At 69.2% G+C, this 25,255-nt stretch carries 17 protein-coding genes and 1 pseudogene; 13 read left to right on the top strand and 5 right to left on the bottom strand.

The genetic code is table 11. The annotated features are described in order from the left end of the window. Positions 1-51: 51 nt before the first annotated feature. Positions 52-516 (bottom strand): DUF3093 domain-containing protein, encoded by a 465-nt coding sequence (locus RKD20_RS11590; RefSeq protein WP_424877666.1) that lies wholly within the window; start codon positions 514-516, stop codon positions 52-54. A 58-nt stretch (positions 517-574) separates the two neighbouring features. Here RKD20_RS11590 and RKD20_RS11585 point away from each other — a divergent pair, with 58 nt between their 5' ends. From RKD20_RS11585 to RKD20_RS11545, 9 genes are all read left to right on the top strand, one after another. Continuing rightward, positions 575-1,159 (top strand): PaaI family thioesterase, encoded by a 585-nt coding sequence (locus tag RKD20_RS11585; protein WP_424877665.1) that lies wholly within the window; start codon positions 575-577, stop codon positions 1,157-1,159. After that, a complete protein-coding gene (dut, locus tag RKD20_RS11580; RefSeq protein WP_424877664.1) occupies positions 1,156-1,707 on the top strand; it encodes a dUTP diphosphatase in 552 nt (183 codons plus the stop codon). The genes RKD20_RS11585 and dut overlap by 4 nt, the downstream gene beginning before the upstream one ends. A 1-nt stretch (position 1,708) precedes the next feature. Beyond that, on the top strand, positions 1,709-2,467 hold the full coding sequence (locus tag RKD20_RS11575) for a DUF3710 domain-containing protein (protein WP_330263949.1): 759 nt from the start codon (positions 1,709-1,711) through the stop codon (positions 2,465-2,467). Between the two features lie 173 nt (positions 2,468-2,640). Further along, a complete protein-coding gene (locus tag RKD20_RS11570) occupies positions 2,641-3,807 on the top strand; it encodes an alginate lyase family protein (protein WP_424877663.1) in 1,167 nt (388 codons plus the stop codon). A gap of 77 nt (positions 3,808-3,884) precedes the next feature. Further along, on the top strand, positions 3,885-4,577 hold the full coding sequence (locus RKD20_RS11565) for an ABC transporter ATP-binding protein (protein ID WP_007385227.1): 693 nt from the start codon (positions 3,885-3,887) through the stop codon (positions 4,575-4,577). 543 nt (positions 4,578-5,120) lie between these two features. Further along, positions 5,121-7,676 (top strand): ATP-binding protein, encoded by a 2,556-nt coding sequence (locus RKD20_RS11560; protein WP_424877662.1) that lies wholly within the window; start codon positions 5,121-5,123, stop codon positions 7,674-7,676. Next, a complete protein-coding gene (locus RKD20_RS11555) occupies positions 7,673-8,356 on the top strand; it encodes a response regulator (protein ID WP_020122413.1) in 684 nt (227 codons plus the stop codon). Before RKD20_RS11560 ends, RKD20_RS11555 begins: the two co-directional genes overlap by 4 nt. A 46-nt stretch (positions 8,357-8,402) precedes the next feature. After that, positions 8,403-8,801, top strand: a complete 399-nt coding sequence (locus tag RKD20_RS11550) for an OB-fold nucleic acid binding domain-containing protein (protein ID WP_033415996.1) — start codon at positions 8,403-8,405, stop codon at positions 8,799-8,801. A gap of 3 nt (positions 8,802-8,804) precedes the next feature. Continuing rightward, positions 8,805-9,554 carry a DUF3159 domain-containing protein gene (locus tag RKD20_RS11545; protein ID WP_424877661.1) on the top strand — a complete coding sequence of 250 codons (750 nt, stop codon included), beginning with the start codon at positions 8,805-8,807 and terminating at the stop codon, positions 9,552-9,554. Between the two features lie 142 nt (positions 9,555-9,696). On the opposite strand, the gene RKD20_RS11540 is transcribed toward RKD20_RS11545, so the two are convergent. Together RKD20_RS11540 and RKD20_RS11535 are read right to left on the bottom strand one after the other, a co-directional pair. After that, entirely contained in the window at positions 9,697-10,371 is a 675-nt protein-coding gene (locus RKD20_RS11540) for a potassium channel family protein (RefSeq protein ID WP_424877660.1), read from the bottom strand. Beyond that, the gene (locus RKD20_RS11535) at positions 10,371-11,042 is read right to left on the bottom strand and encodes a potassium channel family protein (protein WP_381336040.1); all 672 of its coding nucleotides are present in this window, start codon (positions 11,040-11,042) and stop codon (positions 10,371-10,373) included. Before RKD20_RS11535 ends, RKD20_RS11540 begins: the two co-directional genes overlap by 1 nt. 381 nt (positions 11,043-11,423) lie before the next feature. Here RKD20_RS11535 and RKD20_RS11530 point away from each other — a divergent pair, with 381 nt between their 5' ends. The 3 genes from RKD20_RS11530 (at position 11,424) to RKD20_RS11520 (ending at position 19,853) form a co-directional block, all read left to right on the top strand. After that, positions 11,424-13,469 (top strand): APC family permease, encoded by a 2,046-nt coding sequence (locus RKD20_RS11530; protein WP_424877659.1) that lies wholly within the window; start codon positions 11,424-11,426, stop codon positions 13,467-13,469. 69 nt (positions 13,470-13,538) lie between these two features. Continuing rightward, entirely contained in the window at positions 13,539-14,867 is a 1,329-nt protein-coding gene (locus tag RKD20_RS11525; RefSeq protein ID WP_424877658.1) for a class I SAM-dependent RNA methyltransferase, read from the top strand. Positions 14,868-15,458: 591 nt separating this feature from the next. Next, a complete protein-coding gene (locus tag RKD20_RS11520) occupies positions 15,459-19,853 on the top strand; it encodes a sacsin N-terminal ATP-binding-like domain-containing protein (protein ID WP_424877657.1) in 4,395 nt (1,464 codons plus the stop codon). Positions 19,854-20,123: 270 nt separating this feature from the next. Here RKD20_RS11520 and RKD20_RS11515 read toward each other — a convergent pair. Continuing rightward, positions 20,124-20,788: pseudogene (locus RKD20_RS11515) on the bottom strand (nucleotidyl transferase AbiEii/AbiGii toxin family protein). A gap of 5 nt (positions 20,789-20,793) precedes the next feature. Continuing rightward, a complete protein-coding gene (locus tag RKD20_RS11510) occupies positions 20,794-21,186 on the bottom strand; it encodes a hypothetical protein (RefSeq protein WP_424877656.1) in 393 nt (130 codons plus the stop codon). Between the two features lie 579 nt (positions 21,187-21,765). Between RKD20_RS11510 and RKD20_RS11505 the strand changes: the two genes are divergently transcribed. Further along, positions 21,766-25,134, top strand: a complete 3,369-nt coding sequence (locus RKD20_RS11505; RefSeq protein WP_424877655.1) for a type ISP restriction/modification enzyme — start codon at positions 21,766-21,768, stop codon at positions 25,132-25,134. Positions 25,135-25,255 lie beyond the last annotated feature (121 nt).

Below are 25,255 nucleotides of genomic sequence, written 5' to 3'. Positions count from 1 at the left end.
AGTCCGGGCCTCAACCGTCCCTACGGTCGGGTGAAGTCCTGCACGAACGTTCTAGGCGGCGGCCGTGCGGGCCGTCTTCAGCGCCTCGGCCAGCCGCTCCGGCTCGCGCGTCGACAGGTACAGATACGGCGTCGGGTCGTCCGGATCGGTGACCTCCACCTTCAGCGCCCTCGGAATGTAGGCGCGCAGCAGCAGGAAGGCGCGGGTGTCTGCCTTGTAGGTCCGCCAGGCGCGGGTCTCCTCCGGGTCCAGGATCTCCGCCTCGCCCAGCGCCGACACCGGGATCTTCGCCTCGCCCGCGATCAGCGAGTCGCCCACGATCCGGATGCGCAGCGAGCCGTACGAACTGGCGACGACCGCCGCCGCGGCGGTGCCGCCGACCAGGCCGCCGAGCAGCGGCAGGGTGCCGAAGGGGAGCAGGATCAGCGCGAAGGCGACCCCGACCAGAAAGGAGATCAGCCACCAGGAGCGGGGGGCGGTGAGGCGTTCGTCGTACGGGACGGCGGAGGGCTGCATGAAACCAAGCTTGGCACGGTGTCCTGATAGACCCGACGCGCGGGTAAGGTCTGCGCCTGTGAGTGGTACTTCCCCGGCTCTCCAGCCTCCCGCCGACGCGGCACAACCTGTGCGCCACCCGGACGCCCCCGCGCCCGGTGAGCTGCTCGGTGCGCACTACGGCCAGTGTTTCGGCTGTGGCGGCGAGCAGTCCCACGGGCTGCACCTGGAGGCGCGGGCCGGCGAGGGGGTCTCGGTCACGGCCGAGTTCACCGTGCGCCCCGCCCATCAGGGCGCTCCCGGACTCGCGCACGGCGGAGTGCTCGCGACGGCCCTCGACGAGACCCTGGGCTCGCTCAACTGGCTGCTGCGCACGATCGCCGTGACCGGACGCCTGGAGACCGACTTCGTACGGCCGGTGCCCGTCGGCACGGTGCTGTACCTGGAGGCCGAGGTGACCGCGGTGGCCGGGCGGAAGATCTACTCGAGCGCCACCGGCCGGATCGGCGGCCCCGAAGGGCCCGTCGCGGTCCGCGCGGACGCCCTGTTCATCGAGGTCAAGGTCGACCACTTCATCGACAACGGCCGCCCGGAGGAGATCCGGGCCGCCATGGACGACCCGGACCAGGTCCGGCGTGCCCGTGCCTTCGAGGTGAACCCGTGAGCCGTGACCCCCTGAACGTGCTGATCCGGCGCGTCGACCCCGACGTACCGCTTCCGTCGTACGCGCACCCCGGTGACGCGGGGGCCGATCTGCGGACCACCGAGAGCCGTGAACTGAAGCCGGGGGAGCGGGCCGTGCTGCCCACGGGGGTGTCTGTGGCGCTCCCGGAGGGGTACGCGGCCTTCGTGCACCCGCGATCCGGTCTCGCCGCCCGCTGCGGTGTCGCTCTCGTGAATGCCCCGGGGACGGTTGATGCCGGGTACCGTGGGGAGATCAAGGTGATCGTGGTGAATCTCGACCCGCACGAGTCGGTGCGGTTCGAGCGTTTCGACCGGATCGCCCAACTCGTCGTCCAGCAGGTCGAGAGGGTCCGCTTCCAGGAGGTCGCGGAGCTTCCCGGGTCGGCGCGGGCCGAGGGGGGCTTCGGGTCCACCGGCGGTCACGCCGCCGTGGGCGACGGGGGCGATACAAGCGCTGAGGCCGCCGTGGGCGGCACAACGGGTGGGAATCGATACGCATCGGTCGTATCCGACCGGGAAGGACAGTGACGTGTTCGGACGTCGCAAGAAGAAGGGTGCCGCCGAGGACGCGGCCGGCGAGGCCGAGCAGGTCGTCGACAGCGTCGACACTGAGGCGGACGACGTAGAGCGCGAGCGCGTACGGCTGGAGCCGGAGCCGCGGCCCGACGGGCCCTGGGACGACACCGAGGTCCGCGACCCCGCCGAGGGCCGCGTGGACCTGGGCGGTCTGTTCGTCCCGGGTGTCGACGGCATGGAGCTGCGGGTCGAGGTCGCGGGCGACGCGATCGTCGCGGCCACCGTCGTGCTGCGCGACAGCGCCATCCAGCTCCAGGCCTTCGCCGCTCCCAAGCGTGAGGGCATCTGGGGCGAGGTGCGCGAGGAGATCGGCTCCGGCATCACCCAGCAGGGCGGCATCGTCGACGAGGTCGAGGGTCCGCTGGGCTGGGAGCTGCGCGCCCAGGTGCCGGTGCAGCTGCCGGACGGGACGGGCGGCTTCCAGGTCGTGCGGTTCGTGGGTGTGGACGGCCCGCGCTGGTTCCTGCGCGGTGTGATCTCGGGTCAGGGCGCGGTGCAGCCGCAGGCGGCCGGGCTCCTGGAGCAGATCTTCCGGGACACCGTCGTGGTCCGCGGCGAGGGCCCGATGGCGCCCCGCGACCCGATCGTCCTCAAGCTGCCGAACGACGCCCAGATGGTCCCCGAGGGCGTCCAGCAGCAGGAAGAGGGCTCCCGCTTCTCCGGCGGCATGGGCCAGCTCCAGCGCGGACCGGAGATCACCGAAGTCCGGTAGGCGTGCAACGCCGAGGCCCGAGGGCCGTACCCCGTGAGGGGTGCGGCCCTTTTTCGTGCGTTCTCGTGCGCGGGACCTTGACGCCGGATTGGTCTGTACCTACCTTCTCGGCTCAGCGCGCCTGTTCATAAAGGCGCTTCGCGTTCATGTACGAGAACGGAAGGCCCCCACGTATGCGCAGAACCGCTCTTGTGGCCGCTGTCGTGGCCCTCGCCGCCGGTGCTCTCGCCGTGCCCGCCGACGCCGCGCCCGCCGCCTTCGTCCATCCCGGAGTCACCGTCTCCCAGGGGCAGTTGGACTTCACCCGCAGCAAGGTCAACGCGGGTGCTCAGCCCTGGAAGGGCGCCTTCGACCAGATGCTGGCGAGCAAGTACGCCGCCCTGAACCGCACGCCCAAGCCGCGGGCGGTCGTCGAGTGCGGGTCGTACTCGAACCCCAACTACGGCTGCACCGACGAGCGTGAGGACGCGATCGCCGCCTACACCGACGCCCTCGCCTGGTACGTCACCCGGGACGAGCGGTACGCCAGGAAGGCCATCCAGCTCATGGACGCCTGGTCGGCGGTGATCACGGACCACACCAACAGCAACGCGCCCCTCCAGACCGGCTGGGCCGGCTCCTCCTGGCCCCGGGCCGCCGAGATCATCAAGTACACGTACGGCGGCAGCTGGACGAACTCCGGACGCTTCGCGGCCATGCTCCGCAACGTCTACCTGCCGGAGATCATCAACGGCTCGAATTCCAACGGCAACTGGGAGCTGTCGATGACGGAGGCGGCCGTCGGCATATCCGTCTTCCTGGAGGACAAGGCGTCGTACGACAAGGCCATGGCGAAGTTCCGCACCCGTACCGCGGCCTATGTCTATCTCGACTCCGACGGTGAGCTGCCGAAGACCGTGCCGAGCCAGAACCTCAACACCCGGGACAAGATCGTCGGTTACTGGCAGGGGCAGTCCACCTTCGTCACCGGGCTCACCCAGGAGACCTGCCGGGACTTCACGCACACCGGGTACGGCATCTCCGCGATCTCGCACGTCGCCGAGACGAGCCGGATCCAGGGCCAGGACCTGTACGGCACGGACGTGGGTGAGCGGCTGCGGCAGGCGCTGGGGTTCCAGGCCAAGTACGAGCTGGGGACGGCCGCGCCGAGCTGGCTGTGCGGAGGGTCGCTGAAGCTGGGGCTCGGGCCGGTCACCGAGGTCGGGTACAACGCGCTGCACAACAGGCTTGGCATGGGCATGACTAACACGCAGGCCCTGGCGGAGCGGAACCGCCCGGCGGGCAGCAACAACCTCTTCGTGGCCTGGGAGACGCTCACCCACGGGGACAACCCGAGCTGAAACCGTTGTAGGCCGGGCGCCGCGCGGTTGATACTGGCGCCCGGTTTCGCGGTTCGCGGTTTCACGGGGGAGGACGCATGACTCAGGTGGTCACCGAGACCATGGTGCGGGTCGAGGACATCCACAGGTCGTTCGGTGAGGGGGCCGCCGCGGTGCACGCGCTGCGCGGGGTCTCCTTCGAGGTGCCGCGCGGTGAACTGGTCGCCCTCAAGGGGCGTTCGGGCTCCGGGAAGACCACGCTGCTCAACATCGTCGGCGGGCTCGACCGGCCCGACCGGGGGCGGGTCGAGCTCGACGGGGTCGACATCGCGGGGCTGGACGAGGACGGGTTGCTGGCCCTGCGCCGGGACCGTATCGGCTTCGTGTTCCAGTCCTTCGGGCTCATCCCGATCCTCACCGCCGCGGAGAACGTCGGGGTGCCGATGCGGCTGCGCCGGATGGACGCACGCGCGCGTGAGGAGCGCGTCGAGCTGCTGCTGGCCCTGGTCGGCCTCGCGGACCACGCGAAGCAGCGGCCCGGCGAGCTCTCCGGCGGCCAGCAGCAGCGTGTCGCCATCGCCCGCGCGCTCGCCAACGAACCCTCCCTTCTCGTCGCCGACGAGCCGACCGGCCAGCTGGACGCGGAGACCGGTCACGCGGTGATGGAGCTGCTGCGGGCGGTCGTCCGCAGTGAGAACGTCACCGCGCTGGTGGCCACCCACGACGCGACCCTGCTGGACCTGGCGGACCGGGTGCTGGAGCTGGGGGACGGGGAGATCGTGGGGCACTGAGGGACGTCCATGGGGCGCGCTTCCGGGCGGGTAGGGGTGGGAGCGTCGCGGCGGCGAGCGGTGTGCGCTCCGGGGCGCGTGTCGACCCCCGTCATGGCGTGAGCGGGGTTTTCCGAGGTCGGCATGGACGCCCAGGGCGCTGAGGTGTGCTCCCGGTGCCGTCAGGCCGGGCGGGGGGTCGGGTGCGTTGGGGGTGTCCGTCATGGGGTCCAGGGGCCACGCCTGTGCCCGAGACCCCCGTCATGACGTGAGGGGGCTCGGCCGCCACGTGCAGGGCCGTACGGCCCGCCCCGGGTTCCGCATGGATATCCAGGGGCGCCGAGCCGCGGTCCCGGCTGCGCCGTCGAGCCCCCTTCCGAACCCGTCGCCACGACACCCAGGCCGCCAAGCCCGGCCCCCCGACACCCCCGTCACGGTGCCTCCACCCCCGCGTCAGAGTTGCGTCAAAGACAGCCCCCCGGCCCGCTCCCGACCGCTCCGCCGGGATCGCCGGACGTAAGGTCGACGCTGCGTAGGCACGGTTGACCGGAAGACAATGGGCTCATGGGACGCGGCAGGCTTCGGATCTATCTCGGTGCGGCACCGGGCGTCGGCAAGACGTACGCGATGCTGTCCGAGGCGCACCGCAGGGTCGAGCGGGGCACCGACTGTGTCGTGGGGTTCGTGGAGCATCACGGGCGGCCGCGTACCGAGGTGATGCTGCGCGGGCTTGAAGAGATACCGCGCCGGGAAATCGAGTACCGGGACTCCGTCTTCACCGAGATGGATGTCGATGCCGTACTGCGCAGGGCCCCCGCCGTAGCCCTCGTGGACGAACTCGCCCACACCAACATCCCGGGCTCGCGCAACGACAGGCGCTGGCAGGACGTCGAGGAACTGCTCGCGGCCGGGATCGACGTGGTCTCGACCGTGAACATCCAGCATCTGGAGTCGCTCGGCGACGTCGTCGAGGCGATCACCGGGGTGCGGCAGCGCGAGACCGTGCCCGACGAGGTCGTACGCCGGGCCGATCAGATCGAGCTGGTCGACATGTCGCCCCAGGCGCTGCGGCGGCGGATGGCGCACGGCAACATCTACCAGCCGGACAAGGTCGACGCGGCCCTGTCGAACTACTTCCGGCCCGGCAACCTCACCGCCCTGCGGGAGCTCGCCCTGCTGTGGGTGGCCGACCGGGTCGACGAGTACCTCAAGCAGTACCGCAGCGACCACCGGGTCTCGAAGATCTGGGGCTCCAGGGAGCGGATCGTCGTCGGGCTGACCGGGGGACCGGAGGGGCGGACGCTGATCAGGCGGGCCGCGCGCCTCGCCGAGAAGGGCGCCGGCGGTGAGGTGCTCGCCGTTTACATAGCCCGCAGCGACGGTCTGACCTCCGCCTCGCCCAAGGAACTCGCCGTCCAGAGGACCCTCGTCGAGGACCTTGGCGGAACCTTTCACCACGTGGTCGGCGACGACATACCGGCCGCGCTGCTCGACTTCGCGCGCGGGGTCAACGCCACCCAGATCGTCCTCGGGTCGTCCCGCCGCAAGACCTGGCAGTACGTCTTCGGACCCGGTGTCGGCGCGACCGTGGCCCGCGAGTCCGGGCCCGACCTGGACGTGCACATCGTCACCCACGACGAGGTCGCCAAGGGGCGCGGACTGCCCGTCGCCCGCAGCGCGCGGCTCGGACGGGCCCGGATCCTGTGGGGCTGGCTGGTCGGCCTGACCGGCCCGGCGCTCCTGACGATCCTCCTCACCACCGTCGACCTCGGCCTCGCCAACGACATGCTGCTGTTCCTGGCGGTAGTGGTCGCGGCGGCCCTGCTCGGCGGACTCTTCCCCGCGCTCGCGTCGGCCGCGGTCGGCTCGCTGCTGCTGAACTACTTCTACACACCGCCGCTGCACCGCTGGACCATCGCCGACCCCAAGAACATCGTCGCCATCGTGATCTTCGTGGGCGTCGGCATCTCGGTGGCCTCTGTCGTCGACCTGGCGGCCAGGAGGACCCATCAGGCAGCCCGGTTGCGCGCCGAGTCGGAGATCCTGTCCTTCCTCGCCGGGAACGTGCTGCGCGGCGAGACCCGCCTGGAGGAGCTCCTGGAACGCGTCCGGGAGACCTTCGGCATGGAGTCGGCGGCCCTGCTCGAACGGGCTGGCGACGTCGAGCCGTGGACCTGCGCGGGCCGGGCGGGCCTCGGACCGGCCGTGGAGCGGCCGGAGGACGCCGACGTCGACATGCCGGTGGGGGATCACATGGCGCTCGCGCTCACCGGCCGGGTGCTGCCCGCCGAGGACCGCCGGGTGCTCGCCGCCTTCGCCGCCCAGGCCGCCGTCGTGCTGGACCGCCGCAGGCTCCAGGAGGAGGCCGACCAGGCCCGCACACTGGCCGAGGGCAACCGCATCCGTACGGCACTCCTCGCGGCCGTGTCGCATGACCTGCGGACCCCGCTCGCCGGGATCAAGGCGGCCGTCTCCTCGCTCAGGTCGGACGACGTGGCGTGGTCCGAGGAGGACCAGGCCGAGCTCCTGGAGGGCATCGAGGAGGGCGCCGACCGGCTGGACCACCTCGTGGGCAACCTGCTCGACATGTCCCGCCTCCAGACCGGCACGGTCACCGCGATCGTCCGGGAGATCGACCTCGACGAGGTGGTGCCGATGGCGCTCGGCGGGGTGCCCGACGGGAGCGTGGAACTGGACGTGCCGGAGACCCTCCCGATGGTCGCCGTGGACCCGGGGCTGCTGGAGCGGTCGGTGGCCAACCTGGTCGAGAACGCCGTCAAGTACAGCCCGCCCGGCACCCCGGTCCGGGTCTCCGCGAGCGCCATCGCCGACCGGGTCGAGGTACGGGTCGTGGACCGCGGCCCCGGCGTCCCCGACGAGGCCAAGGAGCGCATCTTCGCGCCCTTCCAGCGCTACGGCGACGCCCCGCGCGGCGCCGGGGTGGGACTCGGGCTCGCGGTGGCCCGGGGTTTCGCGGAGGCCATGAACGGCACCCTCAACGCCGAGGACACGCCCGGCGGCGGCCTCACCATGGTGCTGACGCTCCGCGCGGCGGACACGCACGCACAGCTCCTCGTAGACCCCTTCGAAGAGGCAGAACCCGAAAGGCAGGCCACATGACCAGAGTGCTGGTCATCGAGGACGAGCCGCAGATCGTGCGCGCCCTCGTGATCAACCTCAAGGCGCGCAAGTACGAGGTCGACACGGCGCACGACGGCGCCGGCGCGCTGCGGCTCGCCGCCGCCCGCCACCCCGACGTGGTCGTCCTCGACCTGGGCCTGCCCGACATGGACGGCGTCGAGGTGATCAGGGGGCTGCGCGGCTGGACCCGGGTGCCGATCCTCGTGCTGTCCGCCCGGCACTCCTCCGACGAGAAGGTCGAGGCGCTGGACGCGGGCGCCGACGACTACGTCACCAAGCCCTTCGGCATGGACGAGCTGTTGGCCCGCCTGCGGGCCGCCGTGCGGCGCGCCGAGCCCACCGGAGGCGGCGAGGACGACGTCCTGGTGGAGACCGACGAGTTCACCGTCGACCTGGCCGCCAAGAAGGTCCGCAAGCACGGCAGAGACGTGCGTCTCACCCCCACCGAGTGGCACCTGCTGGAGGTGCTGGTCCGCAACACCGGCCGGCTCGTCGGCCAGAAGCAGCTCCTCCAGGAGGTCTGGGGGCCGTCGTACGGGACGGAGACGAACTACCTGCGGGTCTACATGGCCCAGCTGCGGCGGAAGCTGGAGGCGGACCCCTCGCATCCGAAGCACTTCGTCACCGAACCGGGCATGGGATACCGGTTCGAACGCTAGTGCTGCGGGTACAACGCTGTCGGCGCACCCCGGTACGCTTTCGGATATGAGTGCTGTTCCTCGTTCCGAGAAGCCGGTGGGCCGGTTCCGGCGCATGCTCGACCGGCTCTCCTCGTCGCAGGAGGATCTGGAGTCCGAGGAGCTGCGGGAGGACACCGCGACCACCGGATGCACCCGGATCGGCGACTGTCACGACCGCCAGATCGTGACCGTTACTGGTACCTTGCGCACGGTCACCCTGCGGCCGCGTGCGGGCGTCCCGGCCCTGGAGGCCGAGCTGTTCGACGGCTCCGCCGCCCTGGACGTGGTGTGGCTCGGCCGGCGCTCCATCGTCGGGATAGAGCCCGGGCGCAAGCTGATCGCCTCCGGGCGGATCTCGATGAGCCGGGGCCGCCGGGTGCTGTTCAATCCGAAATACGAACTCCGACCCCTCGGACGGGAGTAGCCGGTGACGTCTCTCGACAAGCCGACCGAAGACACTCAGGCCGACGACGCACGGGCGGTGACCGAGGCCGCCCTGTTCGAGGCGTTCGGCGGCGTCCGCGGCATGGTCGAGACGGTTCTGCCGGGCCTGCTCTTCGTCACGATCTTCACGATCAACAAGGACCTGCACCTGTCGGCGATCGCCGCCCTCGTGGTGTCGCTGCTGCTGGTCGTGGTCCGTCTGGTGACGCGGGACACCGTCAAGCACGCCTTCAGCGGGGTCTTCGGCGTCGCCTTCGGTGTCGTCTTCGCGATGATGACGGGCAACGCCAAGAACTTCTACCTGCCGGGCATGCTGTACACGCTGGGCCTCGGCCTCGCGTACGTCATCACCACGCTCGCGGGTGTGCCGCTGATGGGGCTCATCCTCGGCCCGGTCTTCAAGGAGAACCTCTCCTGGCGGACCCGCAACCCCGGCCGCAAGAAGGCGTACGCCAAGGCCAGTTACGCCTGGGGCGGCATCCTGCTCGCCAAGTGCGCGATCCTCTTCCCGCTGTACTGGTGGGCCGACACCGCCCAGCTCGGCTGGGTCCTGGTCGCCCTGAAGATCCCGCCGTTCCTGCTGGCCGTCTGGCTGACCTGGGTCTTCCTCGCGAAGGCACCGGCGCCCATCGACGTGTTCGCGGAGATGGAGGCGGAGGAGAAGGCCGAGGAGGAGCGCAAGCGCGAGGAGCGCGAGGAGACCGCGGGAGGGCGTCACCGTCGGGAGGCATAGCACCGGCGTCGGCGCTGCCTTCGCCGGGGGCTGCGCCCCCGGACCCCGCTTCGGCCCGAACGGCCTCGTCCTCAAACGCCGGACGGCCTGAATCGAGAAGGGCGCCCCGAGATCTCGGGGCGCCCTTCCGTCGTCCTGACACCTAGGAGGCGTCCTCCCGGCGGACCGACAGCAGGTCCTCCAGCTGCTCCTCCCTCGCCTGGGCGGCCACGAACAGGAGTTCGTCGCCTGCCTCCAGGGAGTCCTCCCGGGACGGGGTCAGGACGCGGGTGCCGCGGATGATGGTGACCAGGGAGGTGTCCTCGGGCCACTCCACGTCGCCCACCGTCGTGCCGGCCAGGGCCGACTCCTCCGGCAGGGTCAGCTCGACCAGGTTCGCGTCGCCGTGGCTGAAGCGGAGCAGCCGGACCAGGTCGCCGACGCTCACCGCCTCCTCGACCAGGGCGGACATGAGACGCGGGGTGGAGACGGCGACGTCCACGCCCCAGGACTCGTTGAACAGCCACTCGTTCTTCGGGTTGTTCACGCGGGCCACGACCCGCGGAACGCCGTACTCCGTCTTCGCCAGCAGGGAGACGACCAGGTTGACCTTGTCGTCGCCCGTCGCGGCGATCGCGACGTTGCAGCGCTGGAGCGCGGCCTCGTCCAGGGAGGTGATCTCGCAGGCGTCGGCGAGCAGCCACTCCGCCTGCGGGACGCGCTCGACCGAGATGGCGGTCGGCGCCTTGTCGATGAGAAGGACCTCGTGGCCGTTCTCCAGCAGTTCGCCCGCGATCGAGCGGCCGACCGCACCGGCACCGGCAATGGCGACCCTCATCAGTGACCGCCTTCCTCTTCGGGGCCCTCGGCGAAGGACGCCTCGACCTTCTCGATGTCGTCCGTGCGCATCATCACGTGGACCAGGTCGCCCTCCTGCAGCACCGTCTGCGAGGTGGGCAGGACGGCCTCGCCGAGGCGGGTCAGGAACGCCACGCGGACGCCCGTCTCCTCCTGCATCTTGCTGATCTTGTGGCCGACCCAGGCGGTCGAGGCGTGCACCTCGGCGAGCTGCACCCCACCGGTGGGATCGCGCCACAACGGCTCCGCGCCCGAAGGCAGCAGCCGGCGCAGCATCTGGTCCGCCGTCCAGCGGACCGTGGCCACCGTCGGGATGCCCAGGCGCTGGTAGACCTCGGCGCGCCGGGGGTCGTAGATACGGGCCGCGACGTTCTCGATGCCGAACATCTCGCGGGCCACCCGCGCGGCGATGATGTTGGAGTTGTCGCCGCTGGAGACCGCGGCGAAGGCGCCGGCCTCCTCGATGCCCGCCTCGCGCAGGGTGTCCTGGTCGAAGCCGACTCCGGTGACACGGCGACCGCCGAAACCGGAGCCCAGTCGTCGGAAGGCCGTGGGGTCCTGGTCGATCACGGCGACCGTGTGCCCCTGTTGCTCCAGGGTCTGGGCGAGAGCGGAACCCACTCTCCCGCAGCCCATGATGACGATGTGCACGACCGTCCTTCCGGTGTCAATAAGTACTGCTCAGCCACATCAGGGTCTCAGACCGACGCCCAAGCTACACACGCGCGGTAGGACGACGGCACCCCTGTGCACGGTTGCCCCGACTTCGGATCGGTCACCGGCGGCTGATGCTGCGGACGCTCGCGAGAGTCAGGATTCCGAGGCCGACGAGGGTGACCGTGGCACCGACGAGCTCTGCGGTCGCGTGCATGGGACCTCCGGGAGCAGTAACGGGCAGGGTCCTGTCATATAGGCATGCCGCCTCGCTCACCTGCGGAATCCGTAGCCGGAGTGCGGCCGGATTTCACCCGGAGAGCAGATGCGGGGTGCCGGGTGGTTGTGCGCCCGTTCGAACGCTTACGCTTCACTGTTGTGTCCAAACTGACCGACGTGCCCAAACGGATCCTGATCGGGCGCGCACTGCGCAGTGATCGGCTCGGGGAAACGCTCCTGCCGAAGCGCATCGCCCTACCCGTGTTCGCCTCCGACCCGCTGTCCTCCGTGGCGTACGCGCCCGGCGAGGTGTTGCTGGTCCTGTCCATCGCGGGCGTGTCGGCGTACCACTTCAGCCCCTGGATCGCGGTGGCGGTCGTCGTGCTGATGTTCACGGTGGTTGCCTCCTACCGGCAGAACGTGCACGCGTACCCGAGCGGCGGCGGCGACTACGAGGTGGCCAACACCAACCTCGGCCCCAAGGCCGGTCTCACGGTCGCCAGCGCCCTGCTCGTCGACTACGTCCTCACGGTCGCCGTCTCCATCGCCTCCGGCATCGAGAACCTCGGCTCCGCGATCCCCTTCGTGGTCCAGCACAAGGTGCTCTGCGCGATCGCCGTGATCGTCCTGCTCACGCTGATGAACCTGCGCGGTATGAAGGAGTCCGGCTCGCTGTTCGCGATTCCGACGTACGTCTTCGTCACGGGCGTCTTCATCATGATCGCGTGGGGTGCGTTCCGCGGCCTGGTTCTCAGCGACACCATGCGGGCACCGACGGCGGACTACCACATCAAGGCCGAGCACCAGGGCCTGGCCGGATTCGCCCTTGTCTTTCTCCTGTTGCGCGCCTTCTCCTCCGGCTGCGCCGCGCTCACCGGCGTCGAGGCCATCTCCAACGGCGTACCGGCCTTCCGCAAGCCCAAGTCGAAGAACGCGGCGACCACGCTCGCGATGATGGGACTGCTGGCCGTCACCATGTTCTGCGGGATCATCGCGCTGGCCATGGTCACCAAGGTCCGCATGGCCGAGAACCCGGCCGAGGACCTGTTCCACCACGGCGTCGCGCTCGGCTCCGACTACGTCCAGAACCCGGTGATCTCCCAGGTCGCCGAGGCCGTCTTCGGCAAGGGCAGCTTCCTGTTCGTCGTGCTGGCCGCGGCCACCGCGCTGGTGCTGTTCCTCGCCGCGAACACCGCCTACAACGGCTTCCCGCTGCTGGGCTCGATCCTCGCCCAGGACCGCTACCTGCCGCGCCAGCTGCACACCCGCGGCGACCGCCTGGCCTTCTCCAACGGCATCGTGCTGCTGGCCGGCGCGGCCGCAATGCTGGTGTGGATCTACGGCGCCGACTCGACCCGGCTGATCCAGCTCTACATCGTCGGCGTGTTCGTGTCCTTCACGCTCAGCCAGACCGGCATGGTCCGGCACTGGAACCGCCACCTGGCCGTCGAGAAGGACCAGACCAAGCGCACCCACATGATCCGCTCCCGGGCGATCAACGCCTTCGGTGCCTTCTTCACCGGCCTGGTCCTGGTCGTCGTCCTGGTCACCAAGTTCACCCACGGCGCCTGGGTGGCCCTGCTCGGCATGTGCATCTTCTACGCGACGATGACGGCGATCCGGAAGCACTACGACCGGGTGTCCGCGGAGCTCGCGGCGCCCGAGGGCCCCAGCGACGACAGCCTCCGGCCGTCCCGCGTCCACTCCGTCGTCCTGATCTCCAAGATCCACCGCCCGGCACTGCGGGCACTGGCGTACGCCAAGCTGATGCGCTCGGACTCCCTGGAAGCCCTGAGCGTCAACGTCGACCCGGCCGAGACCAAGGCACTGCGCGACGAGTGGGAGCGGCGCGGTATCGACGTACCGCTGAAGGTGCTGGACTCGCCCTACCGCGAGATCACGCGGCCGATCATCGAGTACGTCAAGGGGCTCCGGAAGGAGTCGCCGCGCGACGCCGTGGCCGTGATCATCCCCGAGTACGTGGTCGGGCACTGGTACGAGCATCTGCTGCACAACCAGAGCGCGCTCCGGCTCAAGGGCCGGCTGCTGTTCACACCGGGGGTCATGGTGACCTCGGTGCCCTACCAGCTCCAGTCCTCGGAGGCGGCGAAGCTGCGGGCCCGCAGGCGGCAGGAGTGGAACGCGCCGGGTTCGGTGCGGCGCGGTCCGGCCGAGCGGGCGAAGGAGTCGTCGGGGCCGAAGTAGACTGGTCGGCTGTTGTCCTGGCGGGCTGTCGTCCCGCCTCTTCCCTTGACGTTGTGGAGTCACCCCGCCATGCAGGCAGAACCGAAGAAATCGCTGGTGGGGATGGAGTTCGAGGTCGAGGTCGGCCCCGTCGCCCACGGCGGACACTGCATCGCCCGCACGGACGACGGCCAGGTGCTGTTCGTCCGGCACACGCTGCCCGGTGAGCGGATCGTGGCCCGGGTCACCGAGGGCGAGGAGGGCGCGCGCTTCCTGCGTGCCGATGCCGTGGAGATCCTCTCGGCCTCCAAGGACCGCATCGAGGCACCCTGCCCCTACGCCGGTCCCGGCCGCTGCGGCGGCTGCGACTGGCAGCACGCGAAGCCGGGCGCGCAGCGGCGCCTCAAGGGCGAGGTCGTCGCCGAGCAGCTGCAGCGGCTCGCCGGTCTCACCCCCGAGGAGGCCGGCTGGGACGGCACGGTGATGCCGGCCGAGGGCGACAAGCTGCCGGCCGGGGAGGTGCCTGCCTGGCGGACGCGCGTGCAGTACGCGGTGGACGCCGACGGCAACGCCGGCCTGCGCCGCCACCGTTCGCACGAGGTCGAGTCGATCGAGCACTGCATGATCGCGGCGCCGGGCGTCAGCGAGCTGGGCATCGAGGAGCGCGACTGGTCCGGGATGGCGTCCGTGGAGGCGATCGCGGCGACCGGCTCCCAGGACCGCATGGTCATCCTGGAGCCCCGCCCGGGCGCCCGGCTGCCGCTGGTCGAGCTCGACAGGCCCGTCTCCGTGATGCGCGTCGAGGAGCACGACGGCGGCATCCACCGCGTCCACGGCCGCGCCTTCGTGCGCGAGCGGGCCGACGGCCGCACCCACCGGGTGGGCAGCGGCGGCTTCTGGCAGGTCCACCCGCAGGCGGCCGACACTCTGGTGAAGGCGGTCATGCAGGGCCTGCTGCCCCGCAAGGGCGAGATGGCGCTCGACCTGTACTGCGGTGTCGGCCTGTTCGCCGGCGCGCTGGCGGACCGTCTCGGTGACCAGGGCGCGGTTCTCGGCATCGAGTCCGGCAAGCGCGCGGTCGAGGACGCCCGGCACAACCTCGCCGCGTTCGACCGGGTCCGCATCGAGCAGGGCAAGGTGGAGGCGGTACTTCCGCGCACCGGCATCACCGAGGTCGACCTGATCGTCCTCGACCCCCCGCGGGCGGGAGCGGGCCGCAAGACGGTGCAGCACCTGTCGTCGCTCGGGGCCCGGCGGATCGCGTACGTCGCCTGCGATCCGGCCGCGCTGGCGCGGGACTTGGGGTACTTCCGGGACGGGGGGTACCGGGTGCGGACGCTTCGGGTGTTCGATCTGTTTCCGATGACCCACCACATGGAGTGCGTGGCGATTCTGGAGCCTGCCGCAAAGGGGCTCTGACCTGCGACTTTCTTGGGTTTACCAGATGTGGTCGGTGGGGCTCGACCTGTTTCCCGAAGTTCACCGCGTGGAGCATGTTGTAGGTTCCCGCCACGTGGCTCACCTGCGGTTTCGCAGCGGGGGCGTGGGTCCAGAACGCTCTGCCTGGACTCTGTAAGAGACGGGTTCGGGAAATGTCTTGACGCTCGTTCGACGCTGTTTCTGACGGAGCGTGAGGTGGTCGCCCTGGATCAGATAGCGCGGGTCAATCGACTTGTCGGACTTAACCCGTCGAGCAGCGCGCCGGGGCTGTTCTTTGTGCTCGAGTCTTACGGCGACAGGTCTCGGGTTGACGTGTGCTGATTGCGCTGGCCTCGTTACCCTGTGTCGTAGGGAGTGCCGAGGTAGGCGGGGGCAGGGATGAGCACGGGGGAAGCGGTGCGTCGAACGACCGCGGTAGAGCGGGGGATTGCGTCCGCCGATGCGCTCTTCTCCCTGGAGGGCATCCCAGAAGGAGCCGTCGTACCAGAGCCAGAAGGCTTGGCGGCGACTGAGGCAGCGGTCGAGCGACTCGGTAGCCGGTTCGCCGGACTGGATGGTCAAGTACGGCACGTGCTGAGACGTACCCGAGATCACGCAGGCAATCTGTCCAGCGACCGTCTCCAGGGACTCTCGGAGATCGTGCAGAACGCCGAGGACCTTGACGCCACGGACGTACGCGTTCTGACAAAGGAACGGGAACTTCTCGTCGCCCACAACGGCAGTCCCGTACGGCTGCCGGACGTTCTGGCACTGGCGATGCCCTGGCTGACCAGCAAGGCGGAGCAGGCCGATTCCACTGGCAGGTTCGGGATCGGCCTGATGACCCTCCAGTCCCTCTCCCCGCATCTGGAGATTCACTGCGGGCATTACCGGTTCCGTATCGGGGACCCCGACCTCTCCGTGGCTGAGCCGTTCCCAGTGCCCGACTGGTTCGCGGGCGACACCTGGACGGTTCTGCGCGTTCCTCTGGAGCCGGGTGTGCTCGGTGCGGACGAGGTGGACGCGTGGCTTGCCGAGTGGGGGGACAGCGCGCTGCTCTTCCTCGGCAGTGTCGGCAGTGTCACGCACCTGGACGAGCAAGGTGGTGTCCGGCAGCGGCTGGCGCTCGTCCGAGAGGGCGGCGAGCCGTTCGAGGCCGTGGTGGGTGGGCAGAGCGTCGGCGTGGAGACCGGCGAGGCGCGCGCTGGCGACGGGTCCCGGTGGATGGTGTGCCGTACAACCGTTCCCAGCCCCTCCGGGATCACGCGGTCCCACAAGGCGGTGGGGCATACCACCGCAATCGCTGTGGCTCTTCCTCTCGGACTCGATGACGCCGGGCGGGTCTACGCCGGTCTTCCGGTCGCGGACACCGCTCTGGCCCTCTGTGTCAGCGCCCAGTACGACCCGATCGCCAGCCGTCAGGCGCTCGACGACACCCCGTGGAACCGCGCACTGAATGAACTGGTGGGCGACCTGTGGACGGCCGCCGTCCTGTGGCAGTTCTGGCGGGATCCGGCACGGGCCTGGCGCGCCGTGCCGCTCCCTGTCGACATGCGCGATGCCCGTGACCCGGTCGCCGCGCTGGAGCGACTACTCCTTGACCGTGCCAGGGCGGGCGTGTCCCACGGTCTCGTCCTGGACGTCGCGGAGCAGGGGCCGCTCGGGCTGGGTGACCTCGCGGTGGAGGACGAGACGCTGGTTGGCGTGGTCACCGAAGAGGAGGTCTCCCGCGTCGCGAAGCGGACCGCCGTACTGCCCGGGTTAGCGCGGGACGAGGACGGCCGATGGCGTGGGGTGCTGGCGGACTGGGAGGACCACAACGGTGCGGCTCCCGTGACGGTGGACCTTTACGACGCGCTGCGCCTCCTCGACGATGAAACCCGATCACCGCAGGCGAACATCCGCCTCTCCGCGGCGGGACTTGCCGCAGACATCTATTCCTCTTTGCTGTCGAGCCGTTGGCTCGTGGACAGCTCAGGGGGCCGTCACGGTGTGCCCCGACCTGCGGAACCTGTGGTGTTCACCGACGTCCCGCGGGGCCTCGGTGCCAGTCTCGGGTTCTCCCGGGAGATCCATCCGGCATTCCTCGCCGACACCGACGAGGCGCGGTCGGTGAGGGCGTGGCTCCGTAAGCGGGGGGCGCTGCTGACCGATGCGGACCCGGTGGCCGTGATCCGGCGCCTCGCAGCCATCGGTGCGGCGGAGAACGGCGGCCCGAATGTGCTGCGGCTGACGGATGGCCAGCTCATCGAACTGCGCGACGGGTTTGCACGCGTGCCGGACCCCGAACGTGAGACTTTGGGGCGCGATGTGGGCCACGCAATCCGGTTGCAGGGGCATCGCTACGACCGGGCAGGAAAACGTGAAGACATCGACGTCGCCCCCGCCAGGGCGTACCTGCCCGTCCGACTGGACAGTTCGGAACGCGAGGAGAGCTTTGCCTTCGCTGCTGGTCGCACGACTGGGCTGGTGTGGTTGCGGCCCCGGTACGCCGAGGTCCTGCAGCGCGGCGGCGCCGGGATGGGCGCCCGTAAGTTCTTGAGGCTCCTGGGAGCGGAGACCGCGCCCCGGTTGGGCAGGCACCCGCGGGCGCGGGAACGCTTCACGCAGAGCCCGAAGGGGTTGCCGGCGGACGTCACTTCGGGACCTCGGGCACGCACAGATGCCCTACGAGCTCTGGAAGCGACTTTCACGCTCGACGACCACGAAAGCCCCGACCTACGTGCCGTCGCCTCAGGCATAGCGTCGGAGCAGAACCCGCAGATCCGCAGGCGCAGGGCGGCAGCGCTGTTTCATGTCCTCGGGCGGGCCTGGAGCCGCTTTTCCGACCACGACGAGGTGGATGCCGTCTACGACTACTACGCATGGCAGAACCGGGGCAGGACTGCAGCCTTCTGGCTCTGGCAGTTGCGCGACACACCGTGGTTGGACGACGGTAAGGGTGCACCGTCTGTCCCGGCCCGACTCCGGATGCGGACCACCGGCACGGTCGCGGTGTACGGGGCGGACAACGAGCGATTCCTCCATCCCGAGATCCAGCAACTGGTCGGCAGACGCAGTGATGTGCTGCACGCCCTGGGCATTTCTGCGGAGGCCCGGACCGAGGACCTCGTGGAATGTCTGCAGCGCCTGCGCCGACGGGAGGAAGAGGGTGGCGACAGGGATGTGCCCGCGGCACTGATCCTCTACCAAGCCCTGGCCGAGCGCGCCTTCGTCCGCGGCACGGCCGCCCCGGAGGAGATGTCCTTGGGCTCGGTCCTCCGGGCGTTCGGCGAGGGGAGCGGCCTCGTCCTCACGGACTCTGGCTGGTGTCGGCCGAGCCAGTGCCTGCGCGGGGCGCCGCTCTTTGGCCCACTCCGTGTGTTCGCTCCCACGTTTCCAGGCAGCGAGGAGTTCTGGCAGCGGCTCGGAGTGCGCCTGCCGAATGTGGACGACGCCGCGGCCGTGATCAAGGAGCTGGCCCAGCGGGACCGGAAGCAGGGTCGGGACGAGCCGGACGGGACGACCCAGTCCATCGTCCTAGAGACCATGAAGATGCTCGCCGCTCCGGGCCGCACCCATCCCGGCGCGTTGACGGCCAAGCGCCTGGGACGCCTCCCTCTTTGGACGAGCCAAGGCTGGCGAAGCAAGCGGCCCGTGTACGCCGTCGAGGACCCAGTGGTAGCCGAGGCACTGGGCCGGGAACATGCGGTGTGGTGCCCGGGAGCCGAACTGGAGCGGTTCCGACCGTTGATCGGAGCCCTGCGCGTGAGCGAGCTCGCCGCAGAGCATGTCACCGTGTACAGCCCTGACCCGGCCCAGGCGGACCCGGACGCCACAGCGCTGGTCCGGTCAGCCGTCACCCACCTCCGTGAGGACCTGCAGCGCAACGCCGCGAGCGTTGCCCAGTCCCTGGACTGCTCGTGGGACCAGCTGGCTGGCCTGACCGTATGCATCGCCCCTCACCTGGCCTGCAGCCTCGATCTTCCGGACACGGGCGAGACGGTGCACATGCCCGTGGACACCGGGATCGACTGGTCCTCGGGCACGTTGTACGTCCGTGACACCGCCGCTCTGACACGCACATCCGGGGTGGGCCGATCGATCGCCGCCCGGTTTCCAGGCAGCCGCCGCGAGGTGGCCCTCGCCTGGGGAGCAGCGTGTGACCAGGTCGAGGAGGGCCGTACGGCCGTACAACTGAGCCTTGCCGACGACCAGGTGCGGCGCGACCGGGAAGCGGCGGAGGCCGAACGCGAACGACGGCTCAGGGAACTCGGAAACGAGGTGGACCAACGCCGCACCGCGACCAAGGCGCAGGCCAGCACAGCGGCCAGTACCTCGCGGACGGCGGTGATCCTCCCGCCTGTCCCCAGCGCACAGCCGCCCGCGACGGGGCCGTCAGTCCCGCCTGTGCCCCCAGCCGCCGCTCCACCGCGCAGGCTCGTCGACCCCGGCAGCCTCCGGCTCGTCGACCCGAGCGGCATCATCACGCCGCCGAAGTCCTCGGCCGCGGGCGCGCCCACCGCACGGCCGAGCGGGTACACCTCGGGAACGTCCGGCCTGCCGCAGCCCCGCGCCGGATCGGCCATCCCCCAACAGCACACTCCACCGCGCCCCTACACGGGCATGGAGCAGGACAAGGTGGCGCTGGACGTCGTGCGCAAGGCACTCGCCACCGACGACGACTGGCTGCGCGACCTACGGGCCCAGCGCGGCCTCGGCGCCGACGCGGTGGACGCACTGTCGCGGTTCTACGAACTCAAGGCATACAAAGACGCCGAGCCTGACACGGTGCTGCTGACGCCCGCAGAGTTCCAGCGAGCAGTGGAGAGTGACGACTTCTTCCTCGTCATCGTCTCAGGTCTGGAGGCGGGAACCGCCCCCGTCTCCGTACGCATCATCCCGCAGCCGCTCCAGCAACTGACCTGCCGTCCGAGCAGCAGCGTGACGGTCACGGGAATCAGAGGGGCGCACAGCCGGGTGTACCAACTCGAGGAGGAGAGATAGGCCAGCTGGCCGTGACGTCCTGGGAACCGAGGGACCACAGGGCGGGCAGGGACGCAGCGCCTGCAGCGTGGCGCGCACGCGTGGGGACGCACGAGGGTCGGCTCCAGTTGATCAGCCACGCCAATAGGGGCAGCCTGACCTCCGACTGATCTTCCCAGGGTCTGCCCGGCGTGCTTGGCGTGGGACAAGTCCGTAACCTACTGCTGTTCCACCTACTCACTTCTCGGCGCTTGTCTGATCGCTTGCAGATGCGATCTCATCTGGACGTGATCAGTCGATGTCCGGATCGTTGGCCTCTTCGAGGAGACGGGTCGCGAGGTCGTCGGCCCACTCCACGGCCCAGGAGCGGAGAGCCGTAATGGTGGCGTCATCAAGCCCATAGGCGGCGAAGGCTTCGTCGTCGGTCCACTCGGCGCCCGTGAGGTTCGCCTGCAGATCCTCGCGCTCGAAGCGGCCGCGGGCGTGGCGGCGGCCGAACTCTTCGAGCTCGGCATTGGTCCAGCGGCGGGAGGCTGCGAACACGTCGATCAGGTCGCGGGGCGCTCCACGATCGGCGAGGGCGCGGACTTTGGTCCCGATCACGTCCTCCTCCGCGAGGACGGGGCCGTACGGGCTCTGGGCGACCGGCCGCCAGAAGATCTCCTTGAGGATGTCGACTTCGCATTCCTGCCCGGTGGCCGGGTCCCTCACGGGCGGGCGGACAGCGGGGCGGTCTCCAGCGCGTGCACCTTCCAGCCGCGGGTTTCCAGGCCGGCGCGCAGCGTGGCGGCGATGTCGGCCATGGGCGCCGGGTTCTCGGTGGCGACGTCGAGGTCCTGGCTGGGGCGGTTCACGAGGCGGTGTGCCCGCACGGCGTATCCACCGGTGAGAACCAGTGGGTACGGGGAACCGAGCGCGATCACATCCGCCAGGAGCCGCGTGTGCAGCTCCGGCATGTCCGTCACGCGGCCGCCCGGGTGCGCGAGGCGAGCTCGGGGAAGGCGTCCTCCCATACGGCGCGCACGGTGCGGCCAACGAGGGTGCGCAGCACTGGCCAAAGATGGAGGAGCAGGTCCTGGTTGAGGTAGCGGGGCAGGTCGTCGTGCAGGCCCTCGTGCAAGACGGTGCGGTACAGGCCCATACGCTGGCGCGGCTTGCCCAGGTCGTATGACGTCATCCCGGACCAGGCCAGGTGCAGCGGCAGATCCACGACACCGTGTGTCGGCCCGTGCAGCTCGTCCAGCGACTCCGGCAGACGGCGACGGAACTTCTCCCGGTACAGCGCCAGGTCCTCGGCGTCCGCTCCCGGGACGTCCCGTGGGGTGGGTGCGGGGTGCTGCGGGCTGGAGGGCATGACTCCATTATGGCGGCCGGAGACGTTGCGAGTGTCATGATGAGTGAGCTGGCGTCCGGAGCGAGCGGGGGCGGATCTCCTGTGTGCTGGTCCCGTCCTCGGGGGTCGTCCGTCCAGCGGGTTAATGCGTATGGCGGCAAGCATCTGTAGGACTTTCGAGAGGCGGGGCAGAGGGGTCGCTCGCCTTCGGTGATTCGCACATTGTGGATCGCTGTGATGACGGAATGAAGGAAGGATTCCAGCACCCCGGTAGTAAATCGGGAATGGCGTCCCGAGAGCGCCTTCCCGCCTGAGGGGCGGTCCAGGGGGCTCTGGCGGTCTCTTTCCGACCAACATCCGCCCCTCTTTTCCCATCGGTCACGGAACGCGCTGTCCGTGCCCCTCGCGCGCCCCCCGTGCGCACTGAGCCGGTCCTTTCGCCTCCAACAAGCTGTGTCTGCGGTGATCCACCGTCCGCGTCCACAGCTTGGAGGGGACAAGGTGCCGGAGGAGTGGATACGGGCTCTTGTGTCGGACTTTGGGTCCGAGTGCAGGGAGCGTCTGCGGGTCAGCGACACGGAGGCGTCCATCAGCTTGCCGGTGGCGAAGCTGGTGGAGACATTCGGGGCGCGCTGGAGGCTGCGTCCTCGCCTTCATCCTGAGTATTCCTTGCCCGAGGCCCGGGTGCGTCCGGATTACGCGGTGGAGACATCGGGGCGCATCACCGGGTTCCTCGAGCTGAAGGCCCCGGGGCACGACGTCACGCCTGACGGCTTCACGAAGCGGGACCGGGAGCAGTGGGAGCTGATGCGCCGACTGCCGAATGTGCTGTACAGCAACGGTCACACCTGGTGCCTGTACCGAGGCGGGTCGCGGCCTCTGCGCACGGTTCGGCTCGAAGGTGATCTGTACCGGTCCGGCAGCCGGTTGCGTATCAGTGCAGCCGATGGAGCGGCGTTTCGGGATCTTTTGCGGGAATTTCTCGGGTGGCAGCCCCGACGCATCACGACTGTTGGCCAGTTGGTGTCGTCTATCGCTCCGCTGTGTCAGTACTTGCGCGAGGAGGTGCTGGAGCAGCTCGCCCTCGAACGCAGAACGCCAGACGGTACTCGCAGCCGACGACTTGTCCCCAAGCCGTTCACCGCCTTGGCGCACCACTGGAGCAAGGTGCTCTTCCCCTCAACCGATGGGCAAGACCCCGATCACCTCTTCGCCGACCGTTACACCCAGACGATCGCATTCGCCCTGCTGCTGGCTCGTATCGAGAACGTACCGCTCGCCGACCGCAACTTCGTTGATGTCGCGCATGAGTTGAAGGCAGAGAACACGGTCATGGGTCGAGCCCTGCAGTTGCTGACGGAGACGGTGGACGCCGAGTTCGCCCGCCGAATCGACACGCTCGTGCAGGTCATCGACGCTGTCGACTGGGAGGCGATCCGAGCACGGACGCCCGACGCCCACGTTCATCTCTACGAGGATTTCCTCCAGGAATACGACCGCGATCTGCGTAAACGCTCCGGCACGTACTACACCCCGCCTCGTCTGGTAAAGGAGATGGTTCGCTTCACCGACGCAGTCCTGCGTACCCGCCTGGGCTGTGTGGAGGGCTTTGCCGACGAGCAGGTGACGATCGTCGACCCTGCCATGGGCACCGGCACGTTCCTCAGCGAGATTATCGACAGGGTCGCCGAAGAACGCTCCCGCCGCGGGGAGGGTTTCCGCGGCGAAGCGGTGGAACAGCTGGCGGGACGGCTGATCGGCTTCGAGCGTCAGATGGCCGCCTACGCGGTCGCCCAGATGAGAATCACCCAGACCCTCCGTAAGCAAGTCACCGACACTCAACTCGGCGATCTGCGGCTCCATCTCGCCGACACCCTCGCAGACCCCTACGAGAGGGCCACGCTCTTCACGTTCCTGCCCGACGGCGATCCTCTGGTCGAGAACAGCCGCAAGGCGGACTGGATCAAGCGTGAGCAGAAGGTCACTGTCATGATCAGTAACCCCCCGGACCGGGAGAGAGCAGAGGGGGAGGGCGGTTGGGTGGAGAAGGGGCGCGAGGGGGATGACAAAGCACCCCTGCTCGATGCCTTCCGCCTTGGTGGCAGAAACGGAGTACACGAGAACAAGCTCAAGAACCTGTACGTCTACTTCTGGCGCTGGGCCACCTTCAAGGTCTTCGAACAGCATCGTTCCGAGTCGGACCGCGGAATCGTCGCCTTCATCAGTACCGCGGGCTTCCTCAGCGGGCCCGGTTTCCGAGGGATGAGGAAGTACCTGCGTGAGACTTGTTCCGAGGGCTGGATCATCGACCTCAGCCCCGAGGGTATCCAGCCACCTTTACGGACACGCCTCTTCGAGGGCGTTCAGCAGCAACTGACGATCGCCGTGTTCGTCCGCAGCAGAGCCGACACCGAACCTGCCCGTATCAGGTACGTCGCCCTGGACGGCAGCACTCGTGAGGAGAAGTACGCACAGCTCGAGGCTCTCGGGCCGGACAGTGACCAGTGGCGCCCGGTGCGTCAGGATGCCCATGCTCCGTTCACCCCTGCGGCCATCGGAGCATGGGATACGTATCCCGCATTGGATGATCTGCTGCCATGGACAGTGCCCGGCATTTTGCCCAAGCGGACGTGGGTGTACTCCGCGGACCCCGATACGCTGCGCTCCCGGTGGCGGAGGTTGACCGCCGAGACGGACCTGGCCGAGAAGCGTGCCTTGTTCAGGGAGACCAAAGGCGGCCGTACCATCGACCGGCCGGTCAAGCCGCTCCCGGGATCGGCACAGCGAAGGCGGTCGTTGCTGGAGGCGGGTCCCGAGTGTCCGGAGCCGGTGCCTGTGGCCTTCCGCCCTTTCGATCGGCAGTGGATCATCCCGGACAACAGAGTCCTTGACAGGTGCTCGCCGGAGCTGTGGGAGAACCGGGCCGAGGGCCAGATACACATCGTGGAGCTGCACTCAGAACGGTTCGGTGACGGCCCCGCCACGCTGTTCACCGCGCTGATGCCGGACATGCATTACTTCGCCGGCTGGGGTGGTGGCAGGGTGATCCCCTTCCTGCAGAAGGACGGCACCCCCAACGTGACCCCCGGCCTTCTCCAGCACCTTCGTAACTCCTTCGGCGGTCTGGCTGTCTCCGCCGAGGACTTGCTCGCGTACATCGCCGCGATCACGGCCCACCCTGGTTTCCGGTCCCGCTTCGATGACGAACTCACCACCGTCGGCGTCCGCGTACCGCTCACCGGTGACGCCACGCTGTGGTCGGAGGCGCTGCACATCGGGCGGAAGGTGATCTGGGCCTCCACCTTCGGAGAGAGACTCGTGGACCCGGTGGCGGGGAGGCCCGGCGGACCCCAGGAGGTCTGGACGACCGCACAGCCGGCGATCACGTACCGGAGACAGGTCGGCAGGGACGAACTACCCGAGAGTTTCGTCTACGACTCCGACCGTCTGGAACTCCACTTCGGCCAAGGAGTTTTCGGTGCGGTAACTCAGCAAATGCGGGATTACCAGGTCAGCGGACAGAACGTTCTCGACGGCTGGTTGAAACGTAGGACGGGACCGCCGTCTCGCAGAGCCGTCAGCCAGCTGGACCACATCCGGCCCGAGCGGTGGCTACCTGCCTGGAGTGAGGAACTCCAGTACGCGTTGTCCGTTCTGTGGCATCTGGTCGAGCTGCAATCGGCTCAGAATGAGCTGCTCGACCGTGTTCTCATGTCACCGCTGGTCAGCGTCGCCGAGTTGCAGCGTCGGAACGTCCTGCCCGTCCCGGACAACGCCCGGCGTTCTGCTCCCGCACCACTGCAGACCGACCCTATCCCCGGGACCGAGGGGATCGAGGGGCGTGAGCCGCACGCCGTAAGGCCACTCACCGTGGAGAAGAGCTCTCCGGCCGACGCTCCCACGCTGCCACGGAGGAGTAGGAACCCCGGCGCCGCGCAGTCGTCCCGCAGAAAGCGACAAGATCCGTAGAGCTCTTGATGAAGGTGACGCGCCTGCCGTACCGAGGGCGGGTGCGTCCGGCCAGTCCTGACGCTCATTTGACGCTCTGGGCGCACTCACGCTGCTCAGCGAGCCGCGAAAGCTGCTCTGA

Source organism: Streptomyces sp. SLBN-8D4 (assembly GCF_049739545.1).
Classification (GTDB): Bacteria; Actinomycetota; Actinomycetes; order Streptomycetales; family Streptomycetaceae; genus Streptomyces; species Streptomyces canus_C.
Note: the sequence above shows the minus strand (reverse complement) of the source record. Positions and strands in the feature narration are given on the sequence as shown.